The sequence below is a fragment of the Halorubellus salinus genome (assembly GCF_020567525.1).
In the GTDB taxonomy this organism is placed as follows: Archaea; Halobacteriota; Halobacteria; order Halobacteriales; family Natrialbaceae; genus Halorubellus; species Halorubellus salinus.
Genome location: NZ_JAJCVI010000007.1, coordinates 166,943 through 189,937, shown reverse-complemented (window position 1 = coordinate 189,937; position 22,995 = coordinate 166,943). Strand labels below are relative to the sequence as shown.

21 protein-coding genes are annotated in these 22,995 nt (G+C 66.2%); 15 read left to right on the top strand and 6 right to left on the bottom strand.

The window, feature by feature from the left end; genetic code table 11:
* The first annotated feature begins 49 nt into the window (after positions 1-49).
* From LI336_RS18895 to LI336_RS18885, 3 genes are all read left to right on the top strand, one after another.
* A complete protein-coding gene (locus LI336_RS18895) occupies positions 50-502 on the top strand; it encodes a VOC family protein (RefSeq protein WP_227134726.1) in 453 nt (150 codons plus the stop codon).
* Positions 503-528: 26 nt separating this feature from the next.
* Entirely contained in the window at positions 529-1,689 is a 1,161-nt protein-coding gene (locus tag LI336_RS18890; protein ID WP_227134725.1) for an acyl-CoA dehydrogenase family protein, read from the top strand.
* A gap of 146 nt (positions 1,690-1,835) precedes the next feature.
* Entirely contained in the window at positions 1,836-2,627 is a 792-nt protein-coding gene (locus LI336_RS18885; RefSeq protein WP_227134724.1) for an enoyl-CoA hydratase/isomerase family protein, read from the top strand.
* A 30-nt stretch (positions 2,628-2,657) separates the two neighbouring features.
* Here LI336_RS18885 and LI336_RS18880 read toward each other — a convergent pair whose 3' ends face one another.
* Positions 2,658-3,446: an SDR family NAD(P)-dependent oxidoreductase gene (locus LI336_RS18880; RefSeq protein ID WP_227134723.1), complete on the bottom strand. Its 789-nt coding sequence runs from the start codon at positions 3,444-3,446 to the stop codon at positions 2,658-2,660.
* Positions 3,443-5,188 (bottom strand): acetate--CoA ligase, encoded by a 1,746-nt coding sequence (locus LI336_RS18875; RefSeq protein ID WP_227134722.1) that lies wholly within the window; start codon positions 5,186-5,188, stop codon positions 3,443-3,445. The genes LI336_RS18880 and LI336_RS18875 overlap by 4 nt, the downstream gene beginning before the upstream one ends.
* 115 nt (positions 5,189-5,303) lie before the next feature.
* Between LI336_RS18875 and LI336_RS18870 the strand changes: the two genes are divergently transcribed.
* Positions 5,304-6,074: an SDR family oxidoreductase gene (locus LI336_RS18870; RefSeq protein ID WP_227134721.1), complete on the top strand. Its 771-nt coding sequence runs from the start codon at positions 5,304-5,306 to the stop codon at positions 6,072-6,074.
* Between the two features lie 392 nt (positions 6,075-6,466).
* Positions 6,467-6,916: a MaoC/PaaZ C-terminal domain-containing protein gene (locus tag LI336_RS18865; RefSeq protein ID WP_227134720.1), complete on the top strand. Its 450-nt coding sequence runs from the start codon at positions 6,467-6,469 to the stop codon at positions 6,914-6,916.
* Positions 6,917-7,012: 96 nt separating this feature from the next.
* Here the strand turns inward: LI336_RS18865 and LI336_RS18860 are convergent, their stop codons facing one another.
* Complete coding sequence (locus LI336_RS18860; protein ID WP_227134719.1) at positions 7,013-8,194, bottom strand: iron-containing alcohol dehydrogenase family protein; 1,182 nt, start codon at positions 8,192-8,194, stop codon at positions 7,013-7,015.
* A 126-nt stretch (positions 8,195-8,320) separates the two neighbouring features.
* Here LI336_RS18860 and LI336_RS18855 point away from each other — a divergent pair, with 126 nt between their 5' ends.
* From LI336_RS18855 to LI336_RS18845, 3 genes are read left to right on the top strand one after another with little or no spacing between them, the layout of a single operon-like run.
* On the top strand, positions 8,321-10,423 hold the full coding sequence (locus tag LI336_RS18855; RefSeq protein WP_227134718.1) for a hydantoinase/oxoprolinase family protein: 2,103 nt from the start codon (positions 8,321-8,323) through the stop codon (positions 10,421-10,423).
* 1 nt (position 10,424) lies between these two features.
* Positions 10,425-12,431: a hydantoinase B/oxoprolinase family protein gene (locus LI336_RS18850; protein WP_227134717.1), complete on the top strand. Its 2,007-nt coding sequence runs from the start codon at positions 10,425-10,427 to the stop codon at positions 12,429-12,431.
* A gap of 2 nt (positions 12,432-12,433) precedes the next feature.
* Positions 12,434-12,715: an acetone carboxylase subunit gamma gene (locus LI336_RS18845; protein WP_227134716.1), complete on the top strand. Its 282-nt coding sequence runs from the start codon at positions 12,434-12,436 to the stop codon at positions 12,713-12,715.
* Between the two features lie 79 nt (positions 12,716-12,794).
* Here LI336_RS18845 and LI336_RS18840 read toward each other — a convergent pair whose 3' ends face one another.
* On the bottom strand, positions 12,795-14,330 hold the full coding sequence (locus LI336_RS18840; RefSeq protein WP_227134715.1) for a class I adenylate-forming enzyme family protein: 1,536 nt from the start codon (positions 14,328-14,330) through the stop codon (positions 12,795-12,797).
* A gap of 77 nt (positions 14,331-14,407) precedes the next feature.
* Positions 14,408-15,181, bottom strand: a complete 774-nt coding sequence (locus LI336_RS18835) for an acetoacetate decarboxylase family protein (RefSeq protein WP_227134714.1) — start codon at positions 15,179-15,181, stop codon at positions 14,408-14,410.
* Between the two features lie 153 nt (positions 15,182-15,334).
* Here LI336_RS18835 and LI336_RS18830 point away from each other — a divergent pair, with 153 nt between their 5' ends.
* The 6 genes from LI336_RS18830 (at position 15,335) to LI336_RS18805 (ending at position 20,968) form a co-directional block, all read left to right on the top strand.
* Complete coding sequence (locus LI336_RS18830; RefSeq protein WP_227134713.1) at positions 15,335-16,723, top strand: ABC transporter substrate-binding protein; 1,389 nt, start codon at positions 15,335-15,337, stop codon at positions 16,721-16,723.
* A gap of 53 nt (positions 16,724-16,776) precedes the next feature.
* Complete coding sequence (locus LI336_RS18825) at positions 16,777-17,640, top strand: branched-chain amino acid ABC transporter permease (RefSeq protein ID WP_227134712.1); 864 nt, start codon at positions 16,777-16,779, stop codon at positions 17,638-17,640.
* A 1-nt stretch (position 17,641) separates the two neighbouring features.
* Positions 17,642-18,910 (top strand): branched-chain amino acid ABC transporter permease, encoded by a 1,269-nt coding sequence (locus LI336_RS18820; RefSeq protein ID WP_227134711.1) that lies wholly within the window; start codon positions 17,642-17,644, stop codon positions 18,908-18,910.
* The gene (locus tag LI336_RS18815; protein ID WP_227134710.1) at positions 18,907-19,686 is read left to right on the top strand and encodes an ABC transporter ATP-binding protein; all 780 of its coding nucleotides are present in this window, start codon (positions 18,907-18,909) and stop codon (positions 19,684-19,686) included. The genes LI336_RS18820 and LI336_RS18815 overlap by 4 nt, the downstream gene beginning before the upstream one ends.
* Complete coding sequence (locus tag LI336_RS18810; RefSeq protein WP_227134709.1) at positions 19,683-20,435, top strand: ABC transporter ATP-binding protein; 753 nt, start codon at positions 19,683-19,685, stop codon at positions 20,433-20,435. The genes LI336_RS18815 and LI336_RS18810 overlap by 4 nt, the downstream gene beginning before the upstream one ends.
* 92 nt (positions 20,436-20,527) lie before the next feature.
* Positions 20,528-20,968, top strand: coding sequence for an LLM class flavin-dependent oxidoreductase (locus LI336_RS18805; RefSeq protein WP_368408403.1), 441 nt, complete (start codon positions 20,528-20,530; stop codon positions 20,966-20,968).
* 120 nt (positions 20,969-21,088) lie between these two features.
* On the opposite strand, the gene LI336_RS18800 is transcribed toward LI336_RS18805, so the two are convergent.
* Positions 21,089-22,174 (bottom strand): 2,3-butanediol dehydrogenase, encoded by a 1,086-nt coding sequence (locus tag LI336_RS18800; RefSeq protein ID WP_227134708.1) that lies wholly within the window; start codon positions 22,172-22,174, stop codon positions 21,089-21,091.
* 105 nt (positions 22,175-22,279) lie between these two features.
* Between LI336_RS18800 and LI336_RS18795 the strand changes: the two genes are divergently transcribed.
* On the top strand, positions 22,280-22,795 hold the full coding sequence (locus tag LI336_RS18795) for a winged helix-turn-helix domain-containing protein (RefSeq protein ID WP_227134707.1): 516 nt from the start codon (positions 22,280-22,282) through the stop codon (positions 22,793-22,795).
* Positions 22,796-22,995 lie beyond the last annotated feature (200 nt).

The following is a 22,995-nucleotide window of genomic DNA, read 5'->3' as shown; positions in this document are numbered from 1 at the left end:
GACCATGGTGAACGGTAACGATTATACAGCTGCTTGGAGTGGATGACGTATGCACGTCCTCGGCCTCGACAGAGTGATCATCGCGACCAACGACCTCACGGCGACCAGCGAGCCCTTCGAGGACCTCCTCGGACTCTCCTTCGGCGATCTCCTCGAACCGACCACCAGCACCGACTCCGGAGGCCAGGACGTCCAGAACGTCATCAGCACCGCCGGCATCGAACTCGTCGCGCCTAGGGGGTCCGACGGCGAGCTCGACCGCTTCCTCGACGAGCACGGCCCCGGTCTGTACGCGGTCTCGCTCCGCGTAGCCGACCTCGACGCCGCCGTCGAGGAGCTCTCCCAGAAGGGCGTCGAGACGGTCGGCGAGTACCGCGCGAACGACTTCGCCGAGGTGTTTCTCCACCCCCGGTACTTCGGCGGGGCGATGGTGATCCTCGCCGAGTACGACGCCCCGCATCCCTCGGAAACGGCTTCGCTCCCCCGGCGACGGAACGACTAAGCTGATTCGCTCCAAGGGTAGAGGTGATGGACTTCGAGTTCACTGAAGAGCAACGACTCCTGCAGCGGACCGCCCGCGACATCAGCGCGGGTTACGACCTCGACTACTGGCGGGAGAAGGACGACGAGAGCGAGTTCCCCCACGAGGTCTGGGACGACCTCACCGACGCCGGGTTCGTCGGTATGAAGATCCCGACCGAGTACGGCGGAAGCGGGTACGGGATGATCGAACTCGTCGCGGCATCGCTCGAGATCGCGCGCCACGGCGGTGGCGTCAGCGGCGCGAACCTCCTCACGTCGCCCGTCATCGGGTCCACGGCCATCATCGAGTACGGGACCGACGCACAGAAGGAACGGTTCCTCCCGATGATCGCCGCCGGGACCTTCTTCGCGATCGGGTTGACCGAACCCGACGCCGGCCTCGACACCGCCGGCATCAAGATGACCGCGGACCGAGACGGCGACGAGTACGTCCTCAACGGCACGAAGATCTGGACGACCGGTGCCCACGTCGCCGACTACATCGTCACGCTCGCACGGACCGGCACCGGCGACGCCGAGAAGCGCCACCAGGGCATCTCGCTCTTCATCGTCCCCACGGACCAGGACGGCCTCGAGGTGAACAAGATCGACAAACTCAGCATGCGCTGTCTCAGCTCGTTCGAGGTCGTTTACGACGACGTTCGCGTCCCGGAGGAGAACCTCATCGGCGACGAGGGGAAGGGCTTCTTCCACGTCCTCGGGACGCTCAACACCGAACGCATCAACTGGGGTGCCATCCCGATCGGGGCGGGCGAGCTCGCGCTCGACATCGCCGTCGACTACGCGGCCGAACGCGAGGCGTTCGAGCGAAAGATCGGACAGAACCAGGGCGTCCAGTTCCCGCTCGCGACGTCGAAGGCGGAACTCGAGACGGCGACGCTCATGCTCTACAAGGCCGCGTGGCTGTACGACGAGGGCGCGGACTGCGCGATGGAGGCGAACGCCGCGAAGCTCGTCGGTGCCCGCGCGGGATTCGACGCCGTCGACCGCGCCGTGCAGACCCTCGGCGGCATGGGGTTCGCGGACGAGTACCACGTCGAGCGATTGTATCGCGACGTCCGACTCGCGCGGGTCGCCCCCGTCAGCGACGAACTCGTTAAGGCGTACATCGCCGAGCACGAACTCGACCTCCCGCGGTCGTACTGATCGACCGAGGGGCGTGCCGACGCCTCCACGTGCGTTCTTGCGCTCTCGAATACCTCAACTACTGCTCTCGCTCTCTCGGACACTGTCGTCCGATCGAGCCGTTCCTCGCGCAAAGAGCTAAGCGACCTCCGCGGGTATGTGGGTTCATGACACCCGACCACGTCGTCGTCGAGCGGACGGACGGCGTCGCGACCGTCACTATCGACCGGCCAGAATCGCTGAACTCGCTCTCCGTGGCACTCCTCGACGAGCTCGCCGACGCGGTCGAAGCACTGATGCACGAGGACCAGGTGAGCGTGGTCGTCGTCACCGGCGCGGGCGAGGACGCGTTCGTCTCCGGGGCCGAACTCGACATGTTCCACGGACGGTCAGGCGTCTGGTTCAAGCGCGAGTTCCGGCGGGCGTTCGGTCGCGTCGAGCGAGCCATCGAGGGCGGCCCGAAGCCCGTCGTCGCCGCGGTCAACGGCGACGCGTTCGGTGGCGGCCTCGAACTCGCCGTCACGTGCGACCTCATCTACGCCGCCGAGCGCGCACGGTTCGGGTTCCCGGAGATAACGCTCGGCGGGATGCCGGGCGCCGGCGGTACCCAGCGCGTCATCCGACTCGTCGGCGACCTGCGAGCGAAGGAGCTCGTGATGACGGGTCGACCAGTCCCCGCAGCGGAGGCCGTCGAGATGGGGCTCGCGACCGACGTCTTCCCAGACGACGCGTTCGACGACGAGGTCGCCGACGTGGCCGCCACCCTGGCCGAGCGAGCGCCAGTCGCGCTCTGGTTCGCGAAGGAGGTCATCAACGAGTCCCGACCGTCGTTCGACACCGGGCTCGCGCTCGAGGCCGCGCTCGGTGCGCTCCTCTTCGAGACGGACGACCTCCACGAGGGCTTCGGCGCGTTCCTCGACAAGCGCGAGCCGGAGTTCGACGACTGGACGGACCTCTGATTCCCCGTCGGCGTCGTTGCTGGGCACGTGCTACTGGGCGGTCCACCCGCCGTCGACGGCGAGCGTCGTTCCCGTGACGTAACTCGACGCGTCGCTCGCGAGGAACAAGACGGCTGCCGCGATCTCCGCGGGTTCGGCGAACCGGTCGAGCGGCGTGCGGTCGAGGACGGACGCTCGCAGGTCGTCGTTCTCGCGGATGCCGTCTATCAGGTCCGTCTTCACGTAGCCCGGAGCGACGGCGTTCACGCGCACGGACGGTGCGAGGTCGAGCGCCGCGCTCTTCGTGAGTCCGACGATGCCGTGCTTGGACGCGACGTAGGGATGCTGCCGGGGTAAGCCGACGACCCCGCCGACGCTCGCGACGTTCACGATGACGCCACCGTCGGGACTGTCCTCGAACCGTCTCGCGGCCGCTGCGAGACAGCGCGCCGCTCCACGGAGGTTCACGTCCACGGTGAACCCGAACTCGTCGTCGGTCACGTCCTGGGGCTTCCCGAGGGCGCCGTCGGGGTTCACCCCGGCGTTGTTGACGAGGACGTCCACGCCACCGAACGCGTCGACCGTCTCCGCGAACAGGTGCGCGACCGCGTCCGGGTCGGTGACGTCAGTCGGTACCGCGAGGCCGTCGGCGCCGGTCGCTTCGACGCGCTCGACCGCGGCGTCGACGTCGGCCGCGGTTCGCGACGTCGGCACGACCGTCGCACCGGCCACCGCGAACGCCTCCGATATCGCCAGCCCGATACCCCGCGTCCCGCCCGTGACGACCGCGACCTCGCCGTCCAGCGAGTACGACACCGCATCGCGCTCGACGTCGGTCATCGCGCACCCTCCTCGTCGCCCGCACTGTCGTCCACTCCCGGTTCCTCGCCCGTCGATTCTGGCGCTGGCGCTTCGCGCTCCTCGAGCTCGCGACGCGCGACCTTCCCGGTGGACGTCGTCGGGAGGGCGTCCACGAACTCGATCTCGCGCGGGTACTCGTACTTCGCGAGTCGCTCCTTGACGAACGCCTTGAGCGACGTCGCGAGGTCGTCGCTCGGCTCGTGGCCCGCCGACAGCTTCACGAACGCCTTCGGGACCTCTCCGCGCTCCACGTCGGGGATGCCGATGACGCCGGCGTCCGCGACCGCGGCGTGCTCGACGAGCGACTCCTCTATCTCGTCCGGCCCGATGCGGTACCCCGCACTGATGATGACGTAGTCCTTCCGACTCACGAACTCGAAGTACCCGTCCTCGTCGACGAACCCGAGATCCTCCGTCAGCACGTACCCGTTCTGGACCTTCTCGGCGGTCTTCTCGGGCTTGTTCCAGTACTCCTTGAAGCATACCGGGTCGCCCTCGTACCGGACCGCTATCTCGCCGACCTCGCCGACGGGGACCGTCGGTTCGGCCGTCTCCGCGTCGACGATGACCACCTCGTGACCCGGCCCGACCCGACCCATCTTCCCCGCCCTGGCTTCGAAGAGCGCCGTGCAGTTCGCGACGAGCATGTTGGCCTCCGTCTGCCCGTAGCCCTCGTGGACGGCGACGTCACCGAAGGTCTCCCGCGCCCACTCGTACGTGGAGACGTCGAGAGCCTCGCCGCCGCTCGCGATGGTACGCATGCTCGAGAGGTCGAAGCGGTCGGCTGGGGCGTCGACCTCCTTCATCATCCGTAACGCGGTCGGGGGCACGAACGAGACCGTGATGTCGTATCGGTCGACGAGCTCGAACGCCTTCGCGGGGTCGAACCGCCCACCGTTGTACGCCACCGCGGGCTTCCCATAGAACAACGGCGGGAAGATGATGTCGAACGTCGCGATCCACGCCCACTCCGAGGGCATCCAGAAGACGTCGTCGTCACGCAGAGAGAGGTTGAGCATGTCGGTGACGAACAGCGGGAGGTGGCCGAGGAAGAACCGGTGAGCGTGCCTGACTCCTTTCGGGTCGCCAGTGGTGCCGCTCGTGTAGATGATGACCGCGTCGTCCTCCGCTCGCGTGGGTACCGTGTCGTGGTCGTCGACCCGACCGTCGATCGCGGTCTCGAGCGAAAGCTCGTCGGCTGCGGGGTCGACGTCGCCGATGGTGACGACGGCCGTCATGCGCTCGAGGTCGTCGCGGACGTCGCGGAAGGCGTCGATGCCGGCTTCGTCGACGAGGCAGGCGACGGCCTCGCAGTCCCGGAGGCGGTACCTGATGGCGTCGGGCCCGAACTTGGTGCTGAGTGGGACCGAGACGGCGCCGACCTTCCAGATGGCGATGTGCGCTATCACGGTCTCGGGTCGCTGCGGCGAGACGATGCCGACGCGGTCGCCTCGCTCGACGCCCTGCTCGTCGAGGTAGCCGGCGAGTCTGTCGGTCGTCGACCGCAGGGCATCGAACGTGATGGTTCGGGTGGCGCCGGTGGCGTCCTCCGCGTAGAGTGCGATACGCTCCTCGCCGGGGGCCGCCCAGCGGTCGCAGACGTAGTCCGCGACGTTGAAGCGCTCCGGAACCTCCCACTCGAAGGCTTCTCGTAGCTGCTCATAGTCGTCGAACGTCTCCTCGTAGAAGTGGTACGCGTCCAACCGCGGTGGCTTGCTCATGGGGTTTCGCCTTGGTGGAGTGTCTCTCACCGGGCAGCATATGTGTTCCCATGGTACTGCCTTTCGTGAGAAGGTGTGACGTAGACTTATCTTTGTTCGCCGGAAAGAGCCGGGTATGGCAGAGCTCCTTGCGGAGAAGGTCGCGGTCGTGACCGGAGCGTCGAGCGGTATCGGGCGTGCGATAGCGTTGGGATTCGCGAACCACGGGGCGTCCGTCGTCGTCGCGGACCTCCGGGAGGAACCTCGAGGCGAGGGAGGCCCGACCCACGAGCTTATCCGGGACCGCGGCGGGACCGCCGAGTACGTCGAGTGTGACGTCACCGACGTCGCGGACCTGGCGGTTGCGGTCGAGGCGGCGACGACGCTCGGCGGTATCGACGTCATGGTGAACAATGCTGGCATCGGTGAGTCGACGCCCGTTCTCGAGGTGACGGAGGCCGACTTCGAGCGGACGATGGCCGTGAACGCCAAGGGGGTGTTCTTCGGGTCGCAGGTCGCGGCGCGGGAGATGGTCGCCGACGGTGGGGGGTCGATAGTCAATCTCTCCAGCGAGGCGGGGATCGTGGGTGTCGGCGGGTTCGTCCCGTACTCGGCGTCCAAGGGGGCGGTCCGGGTTATGTCGTATGCTCTCGCGGACGCGCTCGGGGGTGACGGCATCCGCGTGAACGCGATCCATCCGGGTATCATCGAGACGGCGATGACCACCGAGGACGTCCCGCAGGTCGGGACGGCTCGGGACGACCAGTACCTCGCGTCCATCCCGCTGGCGCGGTTCGGCCAGCCGTCTGACGTCGCGGACGCGGCGGTGTTCCTCGCGAGCGACATGTCCCGGTACGTCACGGCGACGTCGTTGGTCGTCGACGGGGGGATGTTGAACACTGCGTGAGAGGGAACGGTGGGCAGGCACGGCGTGTGCTATTTATCGCCAAGAACCACCCAGGTATTAAAATTGCTTTACTGAAGGCCCTTTTCTGTTATCATCTCTAAGGAATAGGCTACTATTCCTGAACAATGGTTATACTTATTATGGTAGCTGCTGTATCGGTCTGTAGACTGCGCCACGCGTTACGGGCATATGGCTGTAACAGCTGTAGCGCTCGCACGGGCCCGCCGACCGCCTACGACCTACACCGGCGATACCCCCAACCACGGAGACGGGGACAGCGGTACACGAACCACGGAGACCCGGCACCGAGACGCGGACCTCCGGACGGATCCGCTCGGGCCAGCGCACCCATACGACTAACTCGTTCCGGGACGCCTTCTCGGTGTGAGACGATGACCAAGTACTTCGAAGAGTTCCAGGAGGGGCAATCCTGGGAGACCGACGCGCGCACCGTCACCGAGACCGACATCGTGAACTTCGCGGGTATCACCGGCGACCAGCACTGGTTCCACATGGACGCCGAACGAGCGGGCGACGGTCCGTTCGGCGAACGCATCGCTCACGGCGCGCTCGTCTTCTCCCTCATGACCGGCCTCGTCATCAGGGAGGGCCACCTCGACGACTCGCTCATCGCGTACTACGGTATCGAGGACGTCCGATTCCTCGCCCCAGTCCCCATCGGCGAAACCATCCACGTCCAACAGGAGGTCACGGGCACCGAACCGAAGGACGAGGACCGAGGCGTCGTCTCGTTCACCGACGAGGTACGGAACCAGGACGACGAGGTCGTCCTCCGCTGTGTCAATCAAGCGCTCGTGAAGACCCTCCCTGAGGAACACTGACCCAGCCCGTCGCACCCACACCGCGCACCCCCGACATGCCATCCGACCCCGCTATGCCGGCAGGACAGTCCATCCCACCACGCTGTTACGTGGCGGTCACCAGGCGTCGTTGAGGATGCGCTCGACGTCCGCTGCCGACACGGGACGTGGATTGCTGGCCATCGCGAAGTCCTTCTCGGCGACCGCGGCCATCGCCTCGAACGCCGACTCGTCGTTCGGCACGTCGACGTCGCGTAACCGCTTTGGAACGCCGATGTCGTCCTGGAGGTCGCTGATCTTGGCATGGATCGCGTCGACGACGGCCTCGTCCTCGGGTTCGTCGACGGGAACGTCCATCGCGTCCGCGATTCGTGCCACGCGCTCGGGGACGACATCGTGGTTGTACGCGATGCCGTGCGGGAGGAGGATGCTGTTCCCGTCCCCGTGTGCGACGGGGAACTTCGCACAGAGTGCGTGATTGATACCGTGATTGATGCAGATCCCGCCGACGAGCCCCAGCGCGGAGAGTGCGGCGCCCATCGCGACGTCCTGGACTGCATCGAGGTCGGGGTCCGGCTTCACGGCCGCGGGGAGGTTGTCGAGCAAGAGGGTAATCGCTTTCTCGGCGGTCGCCTGATAGAACGGATTCTCGCCGCGCGAGTCCGAGTACAGGACCTCGACGGCGTGGTCGAGCGCGTTCATGCCCGTGCTCGCGAGGATGTCTTTCGGCGTGGTGTCGATGAGCGCCGGGTCGTAGAGGCACGCTTTCGGCCTGACGTGTTCGTCGATGATGCCGGCCTTCTCGCCGACGGCCTCGTCCTTCACGCCGAACGCGTTCGACACCTCGGCGGCCGAGAGCGTGGTTGCGACCGAGAACACCGGGACCTTCGGTGCGGGAAGCTCGGGGAGGTAGAGTTCGCCGTCGTCGTCGGTCTGCGCTTTCAGGTCGTGGATCGACCGGCCGTCCTCGGCGTGGAGGACGGCGATGGCCTTCGCGGTGTCGCTCGCCGCGCCCCCGCCGACGCTGACGAGCGCGTCGGCGTCGTGCGCTCGGAGTGCGTCGACGCCGCGCTCAACGGTGTCGAGAGGCGTGTGGCTTCGGACGCCGGTGTACGTGTGGACGTGCGCGCTCCCGAGGCCGGACTCGACCGCGGTCATGAGGGCTTCGTTGCCACCGACGTGTTCCCCACAGACCACCATCGCACGGGTTGCATCCTGTGTGGCGACGAGCTGGTCGAGCCCGTCGGCGCAGTCGGTTCCCCAGACGAAGCGGTTCGGTTCGTACTCGTGGTCTAGCATTGGTGTGTCACTGATTCACGCGCCCGGGCTTAACTCGTTTGGACGTCGCGACCACAGACCGGCCGGAGAAACACCCAAAGGTATAATATTTGTGGCGGTGGAGTTCACCTAGAGGTGTGAAAGAGTTTGACAAACATCGTCTGCGCCGTAGACATCGGTGGTACCTTCACCGACTGCGTCCTCATCGACGAAGACGGCGAAGTCGCCACCGCGAAATCCCTCTCCACGCACGGTGAGGGAGCAGCGAAAGGCTTCTTCAACAGCATCGACGCCGCCGCCGCGAAGTTCGGATACCAAGACGGCGACGTGTACGACGACCTCGTCCGCATCGCACACGGCACGACCGTCGCCACGAACACGGTCGTCGAAGAGGGCGGCGCGACGACCGGCCTCCTCACGACCCGAGGGTTCGAGGACACCGCGACGATCATGCGCGGTGTCGGCCGCGCAACCGGTGAACCACCCGAGAACGTCTTCAAGATCGCCGAGATAGACAAACCCCAACCGATCGTCCCACGCGAACTGACGATCGGCATCCCGGAACGAATCGACAAACACGGGAACGTCGTCGTTCCCCTCGACGAGGAGACCACCCGGGCGGCCGTCCGCGAACTGGCCGACGCCGGCGTCGAGGCCATCGCCATCACGCTCCTGTGGAGCTTCTACAACCCCACACACGAGGAGCGCGTGAAGGCGATCGTCGAAGAGGAGGCACCCGACGTGTACGTCTCCGTCTCCCACGAGATATCGCCCTCGCTCGGCGAGTACGAACGCACGGTCGCAACCGCGATCAACGCGAAGGTCGGGCCCGTGACGGCCTCGTACATCGGGTCGACCGAGCGCTCGCTCCAGGAGGAGTACGACTTCCACGAACCGTTCCTCATGATGCAGGCCAACGGCGGGAACACGCCAGCTAGCCTCGCCGCCGAGACGCCACTGACACTCATCGGGTCCGGGCCCGTCGGCGGGCTGAGTGGCTGTCGACGACTCATCGAGGAACGCAACGAACCGAACATCATCGCGACCGACATGGGCGGGACGAGCTTCGAGTTCGGACTCATCCAGGACGGCGAACCCCTCGTCGAGGACGAACCCGTCATCCAGAAGTACCAGTACAGCATGCCGAAGCTCGACATCAAGTCCATCGGGGCTGGCGGCGGGAGCATCGCGTGGCTCGACGAGGACAGCCACGGGCTCCGCGTCGGTCCGGAGAGCGCGGGCGCCGACCCAGGCCCGGCCTGCTACGACCGCGGCGGCACCGAACCGACGGTCACTGACGCGAATCTCATCCTCGGGTACATCGACCCCGAGGTCCAGTTCGGCGAGAACATGACCCCGCGCATGGACCTCGCACGCGACGCCGTCGGGTCGCTCGGCGAGCAACTCGACCTGACCGTCGAGGAGACCGCGAAGGGCATCTTCGACATCATCAACGCGAAGATGGCGAACCTCATGGAGAACGAGGTCATCGGGCGCGGGTTCGACCCGCGGGACTTCACCGTGGTCTCCTACGGCGGCGCTGGCCCGCTCCACGCCGCCTCGTACGCGGACAAGCTCGGCATCGACACGGTCATCGTGCCCGGTGCGGTGTCGCCGGTCTGGTCCGCGTACGGTATCTCGCAGTCCGACCTCCGCCACCAGCTCGAACGCCAGGTCGCGATGCCCGAACCGTTCGACGTCGGCGAACTCCAGTCGCTGTACGACGAACTCGAAGCCGAGGGCCGCGAACTCCTCGAGGCCGCGGACGTCCCGGAGGACAAGATGCGGTTCAATCGCGTCGCGACCATGCAGTTCCAGGGCCAACTCCACGACCTCGAGATCAGCGTGCCCGGCGGGGAACTCACCGACGACGTCATGGAGGACGTCGTCGCACGGTTCGAGGAGCAGTACGAGCAGCGGTACTCGGCAACGGCGCGCCTCCCGGCCGCCGAACTCGAGATCGTCACCATCCGCTCGGAACCCCAGGGCGTCGTCGAGAAGTTCGAACGCGCGAAGACGCCACTCGGTGACGCAGACCCGCCCGAATCGGCACGCAAGCCGTCCCGGGACGTGTTCGTCGGCGGCGACCGCGGTACCATCGAGGTCGACGTCTACGACGGCACCGCGCTACAGCCCGGGAACGAGCTCGCCGGTCCGTCCGTCATCGACATGCCCGACACGGGCATCGTCGTGCAGGACGCCCAGCGTGTATCGGTCAACGAGTACCACGACTTCGAGTTGAAGCTATAACATGTCCACAGAGGAATTCGATCCGAGCAGATGGGACGGGCGCGACCTGCCCTACATCCCTGGCGAGTTCTCGGACCCCGACGGAGTGGCACTGCACGACGACTACGACGCGGACATCGACCCGGTCACGTACGAGGTCGTTCGGCACTCGCTGTGGAACATCAACCGCGAAGCCGGCGAGACCATCCAGAACCTCGCCGTCTCACCCATCGCGCTCATCACGCGGGACTTCCAGACCGGAATCCTGACCGAGAGCGCGGAGTTCGTCTTCTTCGGGCAGTACCTCCAGTACTTCTCGGGGACGATGGACATCTTCACGAAGTGGATCATGGAGAACCGCGCCGAAGACCCCGGTATCGAGCCCGGCGACATGTTCCTCCACAACGACCCGACCGTGGGGACGCCCCATCAGCCTGACGTGGCGCTCGTCGCGCCCGTCTTCCACGAAGAGAAGGTGTTCGCGTGGGTGAGCAACCTCATCCACCAGAACGACGTCGGCGGGACCGTCCCGGGGAGCTTCTGCCCGAACGCCGTCGACACGTACTGGGACCCGCCGAGCATCCCCCCGATCAAGATCGTCGAAGGCGGCGAAATAAGCACCGAGAAGGAGGACCTGTACCGCCGCCAGTCACGGACGCCACAGAACCTCTCGATGGACCTGCGCGCGGGCATCGCGGCGAACGAACGCGCGAAGGGCCGCATCGAGGAACTCATCGAGAAGTACGGCGCCACGACCGTCAAGGGGGTCATGCGTCGCCTCAACGACAGCGGCCAGGAGTCGATCAAGGAGACGCTCTCGAAGATTCCGGACGGCACCTGGCGCGAACGCGCCTACCAGGAGCGCTCGATGACCGGCGACGACGGCGTCTACCCGCTCGAGTTGACGCTCACGAAGGAAGGCGACGAACTCACGTTCTCGAACGAGGGCACCAGCGAGCAGGCCGGCGCGATCAACCAGCCGTTCGCGGCCTGGCGCGGGACGATTCTCTCCGCAGCGAACGTCCTCCTCCAGCCCGAGCAGATGGGCGCAACGGGTGGGCTCGTCCGCCAGCTGAACTTCCGGCCGGAGCCCCGGACGATCACGGCCCCCGACCACACGGCCGCGGTGAGTCCGTCCGGGATCTACTCGAATCAGGTGTCGCTGTCGATGGCGAACAGCGTCATCAGCAAGATGATGCTCTCCTCGCAGGACGAGGAGATCCGGAACGGCGCGATGACGCCGACGTCCGCACAGTGGCAGTGCCACATCGGCGATGGGTTCACCGACGACGGCGAGTACTTCCTCGCGCCCATGACGAACTGCATGATGGGGTCGACCGGTGCGACCCCGAAGCGCGACGGGCGGTTCGCGAACGGCCACATGTGGATCCCGGAAGCCCGCGGCCCGAACACGGAGGAGTACGAACAGAGCTGGCCTATCCTCTACCTATACGTCAAGGAGCACGGCGACACCGGCGGTGCCGGGGAGCGTCGTGGCGGGAACGGCGGGAAGATCTGTTACACCATGCACGGCGGCGAGATGGAACTCGGCGTGTACACGACCGACGCCATCCCGAAGACACCCGGCCTCTTCGGCGGGTACCCCGGGTCGCGCGGGGAGACCGTCGTCCTCCAGGACAGCGACGTCAAGGACCGGTTCGCGGCCGGGGAACTCCCGACGGACATCACCGAGATCGACGGCGAGAACGTCGAGACCGTCGGGAAGGGCCCCGCTATCGAACTAGACGACGACGGCATCACGGAGTGGTGGTGGGCGGGCTGTTCGGGGTACGGCGACCCCGCGCACCGCGACCCCGAACTCGTCGCCACGGACGTCCGCCAGGGCGGCGTCACCGTCGAGACCGCGGAGTCGGTGTACGGCGTCGTGCTGACCGACGACGGGGACGTCGACGGTGAGGCGACCGAGTCTCGACGAGAGGCGCTGTTCGAGCAACGGCTCGACGAGGCGACCACCGTCGACGACATCGTCGCCGGCGATGAGGCCGTCGAGGCTGGAGGAGGTGACTGACGATGCACGTCGGTCCTTCACTCGACGTCGGCGAGAGCGACGTGTCCTGCTCGCACTGCGACGAGCACCTCGCCGGTACCGACGAGTCGCTCAAGACACAGCTCCCGGTCCGCGAGGGCCCGATCACGAACGCCGGGCCGACGATGGTCGACGAGGACCGGTTCGTCTCCGAGGAGATGGTGTTCCGCGAGTTCTTCTGTCCGGGCTGCGGGGCGCTCCTGTTCACGGAGACGGCGCGCAAAGGCGACCCCGTACTGGAGGAGTTCCGGATCGAAGCCGAGTGACGCGCCACCGCACTCGGGCGGGTCACGGAACGACGTCGGCGCGTTCACCCCGTGACGTCGCGTTGATGTCTGGTCGCGGTCAGGGCCACTCGTCGCCGTAGCGGTCCCGGAGCCGTTCTTCGAGGGCGGTCTTGTCGACCTTGTGGCTCCCCGTCTTGGGGAACGCGTCGACGAAGTACACGCGCCGCGGTTTCTTGTAGTCGGCGAGCGCCGGGTGCTCCGCAGTGAACGCGACGACCTCGTCGGCGGTCAACGAGTCGTCCGCGGGAACCACGACCGCGGTGACCGCTTCGCCGTAGCGTTCGTGTGGCGTCCCGAGCACGGAGACGGCGACGACGTCCGGGTGCTCCTGGATGACGTCCTCAACCTCGCTGGGCGCGATCTTCTCGCCGCCACTGAGTAGGACGTCGTCAGCGCGGTCGACGTAGACGAGGTAGCCGTCCTCGGTCTCGCGGACGACGTCCTCGGTGTGCAACCAGCCGTCCGAGAACAGGTCCGCATTCGCCGCTGGGCGCTCCCAGTACCCGGCCGTGATACTGTCGCCACGCAACAGGAGTTCGCCTTCCGCACCCTTCGGGACGCGGTCGCCGCTGTCGAGGTCGACGACCGTTCCCTCGACCTCGGGCGCGAACGTTCCCATGACGCCGGGGCGACGGTCGTCTTCGGCGCGGTAGGTCACGCAGACGCCCGCGCTCTCCGTGAGGCCGTAGTTGTCGACCATCCGGTTCACGCCGGTCTCGGCGACGAACTCCTGGAGGACGGGTTCGGGGGTGGCGCTCCCGCCGTAGATGCAGAACCGGAGGGAACTGGTGTCCTGCGCGAGGGCGTCCGGCGAGTCGAGGACGTCGACGATCATCGTGGGGATGAGGCCGGACCAGGTGGCGCCTGCGTCCTCGACGAGCGCCGCCCACTCGAGTGCGTCCCAGGTGTCCTGGACGGCGACGGTGCCGCCGGCGAACAGCGTCATGAGGACAATCTCGTGGAAGCCGCCGACGTGGAACAGCGGAACGGTGGCGAGCCCCACGTCGCCGTCGTCGAGGCCGAACATGCTGATACCGCCGTGGACCTGCGAGGTAACGTTCCGGTGGGACTGGACGACGCCCTTCGGTCGGCCCGTGGACCCGGACGTGAACATCACGAACGCGGGGTCGTCGTCGAGTCGGGTCGCTGGCTGGGCGTCGAGCGCAGTCGGGAGTGCGGAGACGTCCAGCCAGCCGCTCCCCCGGACGGGGAGGAGCGCGTCGCGCTCTAGCGTCTCGGTCACGTCGACGAGCGTCTCGGTCGTCGGGTCGTCGGCGGTGGCGACCAGCGCCCGTGGACGGACGTCGTTCAGGAGGGCGGCGAGTTCCTGGTCGCCGAGGCGCGTGTTCAGCGGTGTCGGGACCGCGCCGACGTGCAGGCTGCCAAGGACGGCCGGGACGTACGCCGGGATGTCTCGAAGTGAGACGCCGACGCGGTCGCCGGGCTCGACGCCGCGCTCGGTGAGCCATGCGGCGACGCGTCGAACGGTTTCATCGAGACCGTCGTAGGAGACGTGTGGTCCGTCCTGGACGTGAACGGCGGTCGAATCCGGAGCGGCACGGGCGCGTTGCAGGACGTACTCGTAGACGTTCATCGCGTGTCACGTCACGTACTACCACACACCAGCGTATTAACGCTTCCCAGCGCACTCCGAATCACCCGTCACGGGACTCACTGGACGTCCACGTCGTGCGCCTCGTCCGCGAACCCGAGCTCGAAGTCCCGGACGACGAACGTCGCACCGATGACCGACGCCGGCGCGAGCGCCGCGAACGGCTCGACCGCGGACTCGCCGAACTCGACGGTCGCGGTTCCGGTGTCGAGGACGTGCACCTGGTCGTCGGTCTCCGCCGCGTCGAGGTCGGAGACGTACGGCGGCCCCGAGAGTTCCATCACCAGGCACTGCCGGAGGTCGTAGCCCTCGCCGGTTGCACTCGGGATCGCTCGATCGTGGAACCTGGGCGTGAAGTCCGGGACGTCGAACGTCGTCGCCGCGCGCTCGAAGGACAGCGAGAACAGCGTCTCACCGCCGCGCGAGACGCCGCCGCGGATGCCCGCCTCGTCCTCCTCGTAGGTGACGTCCGCTAGCTTCTTCGGGTGACCGTGTATCTCGCGGCCGACGCCGAGTGCGGCGTCGGCCGTGACGAACTCGGCGGCCATGAACCCGCCGACGCGGCCGTCGTAGGCAGCGCGCGTGATGATTCCGCCCTCCCAGTATTCCTCGATGCCGTCGACGTTCGGGGCGTGCAGGAGGAACACCTCGAGCTCGTTCGAGTGGTAGTCCAGGTACTCCGGGAGGAGCGCTCGAACGCCGGCCTCGGTCGCCTCACAGAAGACGCTGAGGCGACGGAAGCCCTCGTACCGGATGGGGAGTTCCGGGTAGAGTGGCGCGTACTCGGGCATGCTCGGGGAACCGGTCGGGTGATCGGTGGCGTCGGGAGCCATGCGGTGACCACGATGGCTTGGACCAAGAAACCGCTAGTACGCTCCTGAGTCCCGGTTATGACAGCGCGTAGAAGATACCTTTATCTGTGCGTGAGAATCACTACCGAACGTATAATCATGACGGTAGAGGAGCCATCCTCGTCCAGCGAGTCTGTGGACCGACCAGAGGGCCGGTCGAGAGCGACGAACACCGCGGCCGGCGGGGCGAGCGACAACTCCTCCCGACGGAAGTATCTGGCAGCGGCCGGCGCCGTCGGGACGCTCGGCCTCGCCGGCTGTCTCTCCGATATCGTCGGCGAGAACGGCGACGGCGACGGTGGCGACGGTGGCGACGGTGGTGACGGCGGCGACGGCGGCGATGGCGACGGCGGCGATGGCGATGGCGGCAGCAGCGACCCGATCAAGATTGGCGCGCTCGCACCGCTCGGCTCGACCATCGGCGAAGACCTCGAGTTCGGCACGCAGATGGCCGTCGACGAACTGAACGAGAACGGCGGCATCCTCGGACGCGAAGTCCAACTCGACGTCCGCGACAGCCAGAACGACCCCGGCGTCGCCCAGCAGGCGTACACCGAACTGACGCTCCAGGAAGAGGTCGACGTGACGATGGGTGGCTGGCTCGGCGGCGTCATCAACGTCATCATGGAGGGCATGCGGGACTCCCAGACCCTCCACATCTGCAGTGGCGGCGCGAGCGTCCAACCCAACGGACTCATCGCCGATGACTACGACACGTACAAGTACTGGTTCCGCGTCGCGGAGAACTCCTACACGTCCGCCCGCAACCGGTTCACGTTCATCAGGGACAACTGGGAGCAGCACGGCTGGGAACGCATCGGCGTCATCTACGAGGACTTCGCGTACAACGAACAACAACAGGAGTACTTCGACGAACAGTTCCCGAACATCGGCGCCGAACAGGTCATGAGCACGCGGTACCCCGCCGACACCGAGGACTTCAGCACGCTCTTCGACCAGGCCGAATCCAACGACGTCGACATGCTCTACGGCGTCATGGCCGTCGGCGGAACGCCCGCGGTCACGCAATGGCACAACCAGGAGCGGCCGTTCCAGCTCTGTGGCGTCGTCAGCGCCGCGCAGCGGTCGTCCTACTGGAACGACGTGAACGGGAACTGCCAGTACTTCGTCCCACCCACCGCCACCGTCCCCGGCGTCGAGGTCACCGACCTCACCGTCCCGTTCCAGGAATCGTTCCGCGAGCAGTACGACCACTACCCGCTCCTCACCGGCTACTACGGGTACATGGCGGCGATGGCGTACGCCGAAGCCGCGGAGGCTGCCGGAACGGTCGACTCCGACGAACTCGTCACCCAGCTCGAAGACTACAGCGGCAAATCGCTCCTCGGCACCCTCGAGTTCTACGAGCAAGGCCACGAGTCCGTCCACGATGCGATCCAGGACAAGGACCACATCTTCTGGCAGTTCTTCCAGTGGCAGGAGGAGAACGGCAACGGGGCACAACGGGCGCTGTGGCCCGACGAGTTCTCGACGGGCGAGTACCAGCCCCCGTCGTGGCTGTAGGCCGTTCGCAGCACCAGGCACTCTAGCAATCACTCCCCTCAACTCAACGCACCATGGTAAGCCTACTATCGGTCGTGATCAACGCACTCGTCTTGAGCGCCATCTTCGCGCTCGTCGCACTGGGACTCACACTCATCTTCAGCGTCGCCGGCGTGTTCAACCTCGCACACGGCGTGAACGTCACCCTCGGAGCGTTCACCGCGTGGTACGTCGCGACGGTCCTCGGACTGAGCATCTGGATCGCCGCCATCCTCTCGATCCTCGTCCCCGCCGTGTTCAGCGTCGTCCTCTACAAGGGCATGGTCCAGGCGATAGAGAACCGGCCGATGACGGTGATGACGGTCACGTTGCTCATCGAACTCATCAGCGAGTACCTCATCCGGGAACTCATCGGCCTCCAGTCGCGTTCGGTGCCGGCGCTGTTCCCCGGCGTCGTCCGATTCGGCGGTGCGACGCTGACCGTGAACCGAATCATCGCGTTCTTCACCGCGTGGGCGCTCGTCGCCGTGCTCTTCGTCGTGTTCGACCGGACGAAACAGGGGAAGGCGGTCATCGCGACGAGCATGAGCGAACGCGGCTCCGCGCTCGTCGGCATCGACAAGAGCCGCGTCCAACTCTACACGTGGTTCGCAGCGGGCGCACTCGCGGGCATCGCCGGGCTGTTCTTCGGGTCCATCCGGACCGCGAGCTGGGACATGGGGCTGAACTCGCTCGTCATCGCGTTCCCCATCGTCGTCCTCGGCGGCATGGGGTCGATACGCGGTACGCTCATCGCCGCGAACATCTTCGGGTTCCTGAACGTGTTCATCCTCTCCTACTGGGAGCCGACGCTCGCCAGGACCGTCCCCATCATCGCACTCATCCTCATCCTGCTCGTCCGCCCGGAGGGGCTGCTCGGTCGGGAGGTGGCAGCCTGACATGCCCGACCAACCAACCGATGCGTCCGACACGCCCACCGAGGCGCCCGAACAGGCGCCTGACACGCCCGAGCAGCCGATGACTGGCATACGAGAGCGACTCCAGTTCGCGAGAGAGTCCATCTCCCTCCGGCACGTCATCGCCGTCGTGGCGTTCGTCGCGCTCGCACTCCTCCCGTTCGAGGCCGAACCCATCCTCATGCTGAAGCTCACCGCCGCGTTCTACTTCGCGATGTTCGCGATGAGCTGGGACGTCGTCTCCGGCTACACGGGCGAACTGAGCTTCGGGCACAGCTTCCTGTTCGGCATCGGCGGGTACGGCGCCGCCCTCATGACGCTCGAGGTCGGCACCTCTCCGGCCGTGAGCATCGCCGTCGGCACGCTCGCCGCCATGGTCGGCGGGCTCGTCATCGGTGCGCCGGCACTCCGACTGAAAGGCCCGTACTTCGCCATCATCACGTTCCTCCTGCCGACCGCACTCCTCGACTTCTTCATCGTCTACAAGGACGTCTTCGGCGGCGAACTCGGCCTGTCCAGTCCGGACTACCTCGTCAGCGCGGAGACCCAGCTCACGACCATCGCCGCGAACTACTACCTCGCACTCGCCGTGCTCGCGGTCCTGTTCGTGCTCCTGTACCTCGTCACGCGGTCGAACACCGGGAAGATATTCACCGCCATCCGCGAGAGCGAGGACGCGGTCGGGTCGGTCGGCATCAACCCCGCGAAGTTCAAAATATTCGCGTTCGTCCTGAGCGCCGGCGTCGGCGGGTTCGCCGCTGCGATGTTCGTGCACACGCCAGCCGGCAGCCCGAACCCGACGCAACTCCTCGCGGTCACCGTCAGCATCAACGTGTTGCTTGCCACCATCTTCGGCGGCATCGGCACGATATCGGGGGCCGCGCTGGGCGGCGTCCTCTTCTACATGGTTCGAGACTGGCTCAGCGATATCACGACCGAGATACCCCTTCTCGGCATCGAGTTCGGGGACGTGGACCTCGTCATCTTCTCGCTCGTCATCCTCGCCATCATCTACTTCCTTCCCGGTGGCATCCTCGGGGGCATCGAACGCCTCGTGTCGACGGCCCGTGGCGAGGAACCCGACCGCGTCATGGCCGACGGCGGCGGCCGGCCGCTCGAGCGCATCGTCGACCGCTATCGGCGAAGCTTCGCGAACGAAGATGGTGACGATACCAACTCCGAGCCCCGATCCGCCAACGACGACCCGGAGCGCGTCCGGGAGCGACGACCTGAGGACGGTGAGCCGCGATGACTGCCGCATCGGGGGCCGCGTCGGCGACCGACGACGACGCAGCGACCATCCTCGATATTCAGGGACTCACGAAGCGATTCGGGGGGCTCACTGCCGTGGACGACCTCTCGTTCTCGGTCCGGGACAACGAGATACTGGGGTTCATCGGGCCGAACGGCGCGGGGAAGTCCACGGTGTTCAACTGCGTCACGGGCGTCCACAAGCCGACGAGCGGCACCATCACGTTCGACGGCGAGGACATCACCGGCAAACGGCCGTACCAGGTCGTCAAACGCGGGCTCGCCAGGACGTTCCAGAACTTCCGGCCGCTCGGTGACCGCCCGGTCATCGAGAACGTCGAACTCGCGCTCATGGACGACTCCGTGCTCACGCTCGAGGGCCTTCGTGGGCGAACGACCGCCGAGGCCGCCCGGATATGCGAGCGCGTCGGTCTCGGCGAGGACCTTCACCGGCTCCCAGACGAACTTCCCCACGCAGGGTTGCTCCGGCTCGAACTGGGGCGGGCGCTCGCGTCGAACCCGCGACTGCTGCTCATCGACGAGCCGTTCGCAGGCCTCTCGAATCGAGAGGTTGAGACGGTCTCGGAACTCCTCACCGAACTCCGCGCGGAAGGCATGACGCTCGTCGTCGTCGACCACAACATGCGCGGTCTGTTCTCGCTGATAGACCGAGCCGTCGTGATCAACTTCGGAGCGCTCGTCGCCGAGGGCACGCCAGCGGCCGTCAAGCAGAACCCGGAGGTCCAGGAGGCGTACCTGGGGAGGGACAGCTCATGAGCGCCGACACGACGTCCACCGAGCGCGCCGATGCCGAGGGCCGCGTCGAGCCCGTCCTGGCCATCAGCGAGATGCGCGTGAGCTACGGGCGCGTGAAGGCGCTCGACGGCATCGACCTCCACGTCGACGAGGGCGAGATCGTCTCCGTCATCGGCCCGAACGGCGCCGGGAAGTCGAGTCTCGCCGAGGCCGTCGCCGGCTTCGTCCCGTACGACGGGAACGTCACGTATCGCGGGGCGGAGGTCGCGACCCACGCCAGCGAGGAACTGGTCGCGGAGGGGCTCGTGCTCTGCACGGAGACGCGCGACCTGTTCCCGTACATGTCCGTGGCGGACAACCTCGAACTGGGTGCGTACCGCGTTCGCTCCGGGGCCCAAGAGCGCCTCGAGTACGTCTACGACCTGTTCCCGCGGTTGCGTGAACGCCGACAGCAGGACGCGGAGACGATGAGCGGTGGCGAACAACAGATGCTCGCCATCGGTCGGGCGCTCATGAGCGACCCCGACCTCCTCTTGCTCGACGAACCGACGCTCGGCCTCGCGCCCGTCATCCTCGACGACATCAGCGACGCGCTCGACGAGATACGGGACCGCGGCGTCTCCATCCTGCTGTGCGAGCAGAACGTGACGTTCGCGATGAACCACGCCGACCGCATCTACCTCCTCGAGAACGGCGAGATCAGACGGGAGGGCACCCCGGCGACGATGCGTGGCGACGACTACATCCGGGAAGTCTACCTCGGGGGGTAATCGGCCTCCGCGGTTCGGACCTATCACGTCGCTCAGTACATGTATAAGATGCTTGCTAGCGTATCTCATAGTGGTGCGTATGAGTCCACCCGATATCGAGTTCAGCGCTGTCACCTGGAGTCACGGCGCAGCAGCGCCACCAGGCGACGGCCCGACGGCCCCCGGAGACGCGTTCACGACGTTCGCACAGACCGCCGAGGCTGTCGGCTTCGACGCCGTCATGGTCGGCGAACACATCGCGTTCCCCCGGCAGCATCGAGGAGATATATCCCTACACCGGCTCCCACGAGTCACCGTTCACCAGCTCGCACTCCTGTTACGAACTGTTCACACTCCTCTCGCTCATCGCGGGCCGCACCGAGACCCTAACCATCTCCCCGAACGTCCTCGTTCCCGCCTATCGGCATCCGGTCGAACTCGCGAAGCTCGTGTTGACCCTGCAGACGCTCTCGGGCGACCGACTCGAACTCGGCGTCGGCGCCGGCTGGCTCGACGTCGAGTTCGACCTCCTCGACGTCCTCGAACGCGCCTAAGCGGAACTGGAGTTCGCGTTCGACGGCCCACATCACTCGTTCCCGAAGGCCGGGTTCCATCGTGTCTCCGACGACGCGCCGTTCGTGCTCTGAAGCGCGACCCCCGTCACCGCCACTGGCTCAGGCGCCGTCGCTCAGCGACACGAGGATCTTGGTGTCCTCGCTCTCAGGGTCGACCAGTCGCTCGAAGCCGTGCTCGACGACGTCCGCGAGCGGGATGGTGTTCGAGACGAGCGGCGATGGGTCGAGGGTGCCGTCGGCGAGCAGTTCGACGACGCGTCCGAACTCGCCGCTTGCGGCGCGTGGCCCGGTCTCGTACGCGATGGAGCCGGTGATGGTTCGCTCGGCCATCATGACGTAGTTCGGCTGCACGGCGATCTCGTCCTCGAAGACGCTGATCAGGACCACCTGCCCGCCCTTGAGCGTGCTCCTGATCGATTGCATGACGGTCTGTTCCACGCCAGCGACCTCGAACGCGACCTCCACGCCACCGTCGGCGGCGGCCGAGATGTGCTTGATGGGGTTCGTTTCCGCCGGGTCGACGACCTCGGTCGCCCCCATCTCGCGGGCGACCTCGCGTCGCGCCGCCCGGGGCTCGCTCACGAAGACGTCCGTCGCACCGGCGACCGCGGCGAGCTCGGTGACGCAGAGCCCGATGGGGCCGGCGCCGAAGACGGCGACGGTGCTACCCGCGCGGACGTTCGACCGACGGATAGCGTGGAGCGCAACGCTGTACGGCTCGACCAGCGCCCCCTGTTCGAGCGACACGTCGTCGTGCAACGGGACGACCTGCGTCGCGGGCACGACGACGTTCTCGGCGAGCCCACCGCCGCCTCCGGAGAGCCCGATAGACCCACCGTATCGACAGCGATGATAGGTACCCTCCTGGCAGTACCGGCAGTCCCCGCACCAGATGGCTGGGTTGACCGTGACTCGGTCACCCTCCGCGACGGTGTCGACGTCCGCACCGATCTCGCTGACGGTGCCGCTGAACTCGTGGCCGAGCGTCACAGGCCGGGTCTCGCCCGTGAGGGCGTGCTCGTGCTCCTCCGGTATCGCGAGCGGCCCGGCGGCGTACTCGTGGACGTCGGACCCGCAGAGCCCGCACGTGGCCACGTCGATTCGGACCGCATCCGGTTCGAGTGCCTGTTCGGCCCGGTCTTCGATTCGGACGTCACCACGCCCATGGTAAACTGCGGCACGCATGCTAGTGGTCACGACGCACGATCTATTGAATCGTCCGGAAACCGGGAGTCACGCGGGGGTCTTGGGGAACATTGAACTCACTGCGAGGCGAGTGTAGACTATACCATGCCAGAGAAAGGGTCGAACCCTGACTGGGATTTCAAAGATCGGGACCTCCCGATCTTGCAACTGCTCGCCGACGACCCGCAGATGTCGTCTCGCCGTCTCACCGAACGACTCGAGGAGGAACACGCCATCGACGTGTCGAACGTCACCGTCAGCGAGACGATTCGGAAGATGCGCGAGGAGAACGTCTTCACAGAGGCGATCATCCCCAACGAGGAGTATCTCTTCTTCGGGCTCTTCGAGTACCAGTTCAACCCGGAGGGCTTCGAGGAGGGATGGCGGGACGCGATGGAGGACATCCGGAACGACAGACACACGTTCCTGTTCTTCCTCTCCGACGGCGAGTATCAGTGGAAGAGCGTCATGATGTTCCGCGACCGCGAACAGGAGTCGAAGTGGATTCACAACTTCTACAAGAAGCACGGGAACGTCATCAACAACCTCCGGAACTCGGTCGTGACGAACGTCCTCAAGTTCCGCGCCGACCCCGAGATATTCTCGCTCCTCGACGAGTGAGTCCCGGCAAGCAATCCACCGACTCTCATATATTCCGTCGCTCTCACCGAATCCACGACACTTCAGTCGTCGCCCGACCTGAAGCCCTACACCCACCCGACATCTGGTCACTCACAATAGATTCTGTGAGATGACGCCTCCGGCACTGCCCCGCCTGAATACCCAAAATTAACGAAAAAGATAATATGATATGAAGACTT

Excerpts from the sequence above, each read along its gene's own strand:
- LI336_RS18810 (WP_227134709.1), top strand. The coding sequence starts at position 19,683 with ATGAGCGCCGACACGACGTCCACCGAGCGCGCCGATGCCGAGGGCCGC.
- LI336_RS18825 (WP_227134712.1), top strand. The coding sequence starts at position 16,777 with ATGGTAAGCCTACTATCGGTCGTGATCAACGCACTCGTCTTGAGCGCC.
- LI336_RS18820 (WP_227134711.1), top strand. The coding sequence starts at position 17,642 with ATGCCCGACCAACCAACCGATGCGTCCGACACGCCCACCGAGGCGCCC.
- LI336_RS18850 (WP_227134717.1), top strand. The coding sequence starts at position 10,425 with ATGTCCACAGAGGAATTCGATCCGAGCAGATGGGACGGGCGCGACCTG.
- LI336_RS18880 (WP_227134723.1), bottom strand. The coding sequence starts at position 3,446 with ATGACCGACGTCGAGCGCGATGCGGTGTCGTACTCGCTGGACGGCGAG.
- LI336_RS18795 (WP_227134707.1), top strand. The coding sequence starts at position 22,280 with ATGCCAGAGAAAGGGTCGAACCCTGACTGGGATTTCAAAGATCGGGAC.
- LI336_RS18890 (WP_227134725.1), top strand. The coding sequence starts at position 529 with ATGGACTTCGAGTTCACTGAAGAGCAACGACTCCTGCAGCGGACCGCC.
- LI336_RS18860 (WP_227134719.1), bottom strand. The coding sequence starts at position 8,194 with ATGCTAGACCACGAGTACGAACCGAACCGCTTCGTCTGGGGAACCGAC.
- LI336_RS18865 (WP_227134720.1), top strand. The coding sequence starts at position 6,467 with ATGACCAAGTACTTCGAAGAGTTCCAGGAGGGGCAATCCTGGGAGACC.
- LI336_RS18840 (WP_227134715.1), bottom strand. The coding sequence starts at position 14,330 with ATGAACGTCTACGAGTACGTCCTGCAACGCGCCCGTGCCGCTCCGGAT.
- LI336_RS18895 (WP_227134726.1), top strand. The coding sequence starts at position 50 with ATGCACGTCCTCGGCCTCGACAGAGTGATCATCGCGACCAACGACCTC.
- LI336_RS18800 (WP_227134708.1), bottom strand. The coding sequence starts at position 22,174 with ATGCGTGCCGCAGTTTACCATGGGCGTGGTGACGTCCGAATCGAAGAC.
- LI336_RS18870 (WP_227134721.1), top strand. The coding sequence starts at position 5,304 with ATGGCAGAGCTCCTTGCGGAGAAGGTCGCGGTCGTGACCGGAGCGTCG.
- LI336_RS18845 (WP_227134716.1), top strand. The coding sequence starts at position 12,434 with ATGCACGTCGGTCCTTCACTCGACGTCGGCGAGAGCGACGTGTCCTGC.
- LI336_RS18885 (WP_227134724.1), top strand. The coding sequence starts at position 1,836 with ATGACACCCGACCACGTCGTCGTCGAGCGGACGGACGGCGTCGCGACC.
- LI336_RS18875 (WP_227134722.1), bottom strand. The coding sequence starts at position 5,188 with ATGAGCAAGCCACCGCGGTTGGACGCGTACCACTTCTACGAGGAGACG.
- LI336_RS18815 (WP_227134710.1), top strand. The coding sequence starts at position 18,907 with ATGACTGCCGCATCGGGGGCCGCGTCGGCGACCGACGACGACGCAGCG.
- LI336_RS18835 (WP_227134714.1), bottom strand. The coding sequence starts at position 15,181 with ATGGCTCCCGACGCCACCGATCACCCGACCGGTTCCCCGAGCATGCCC.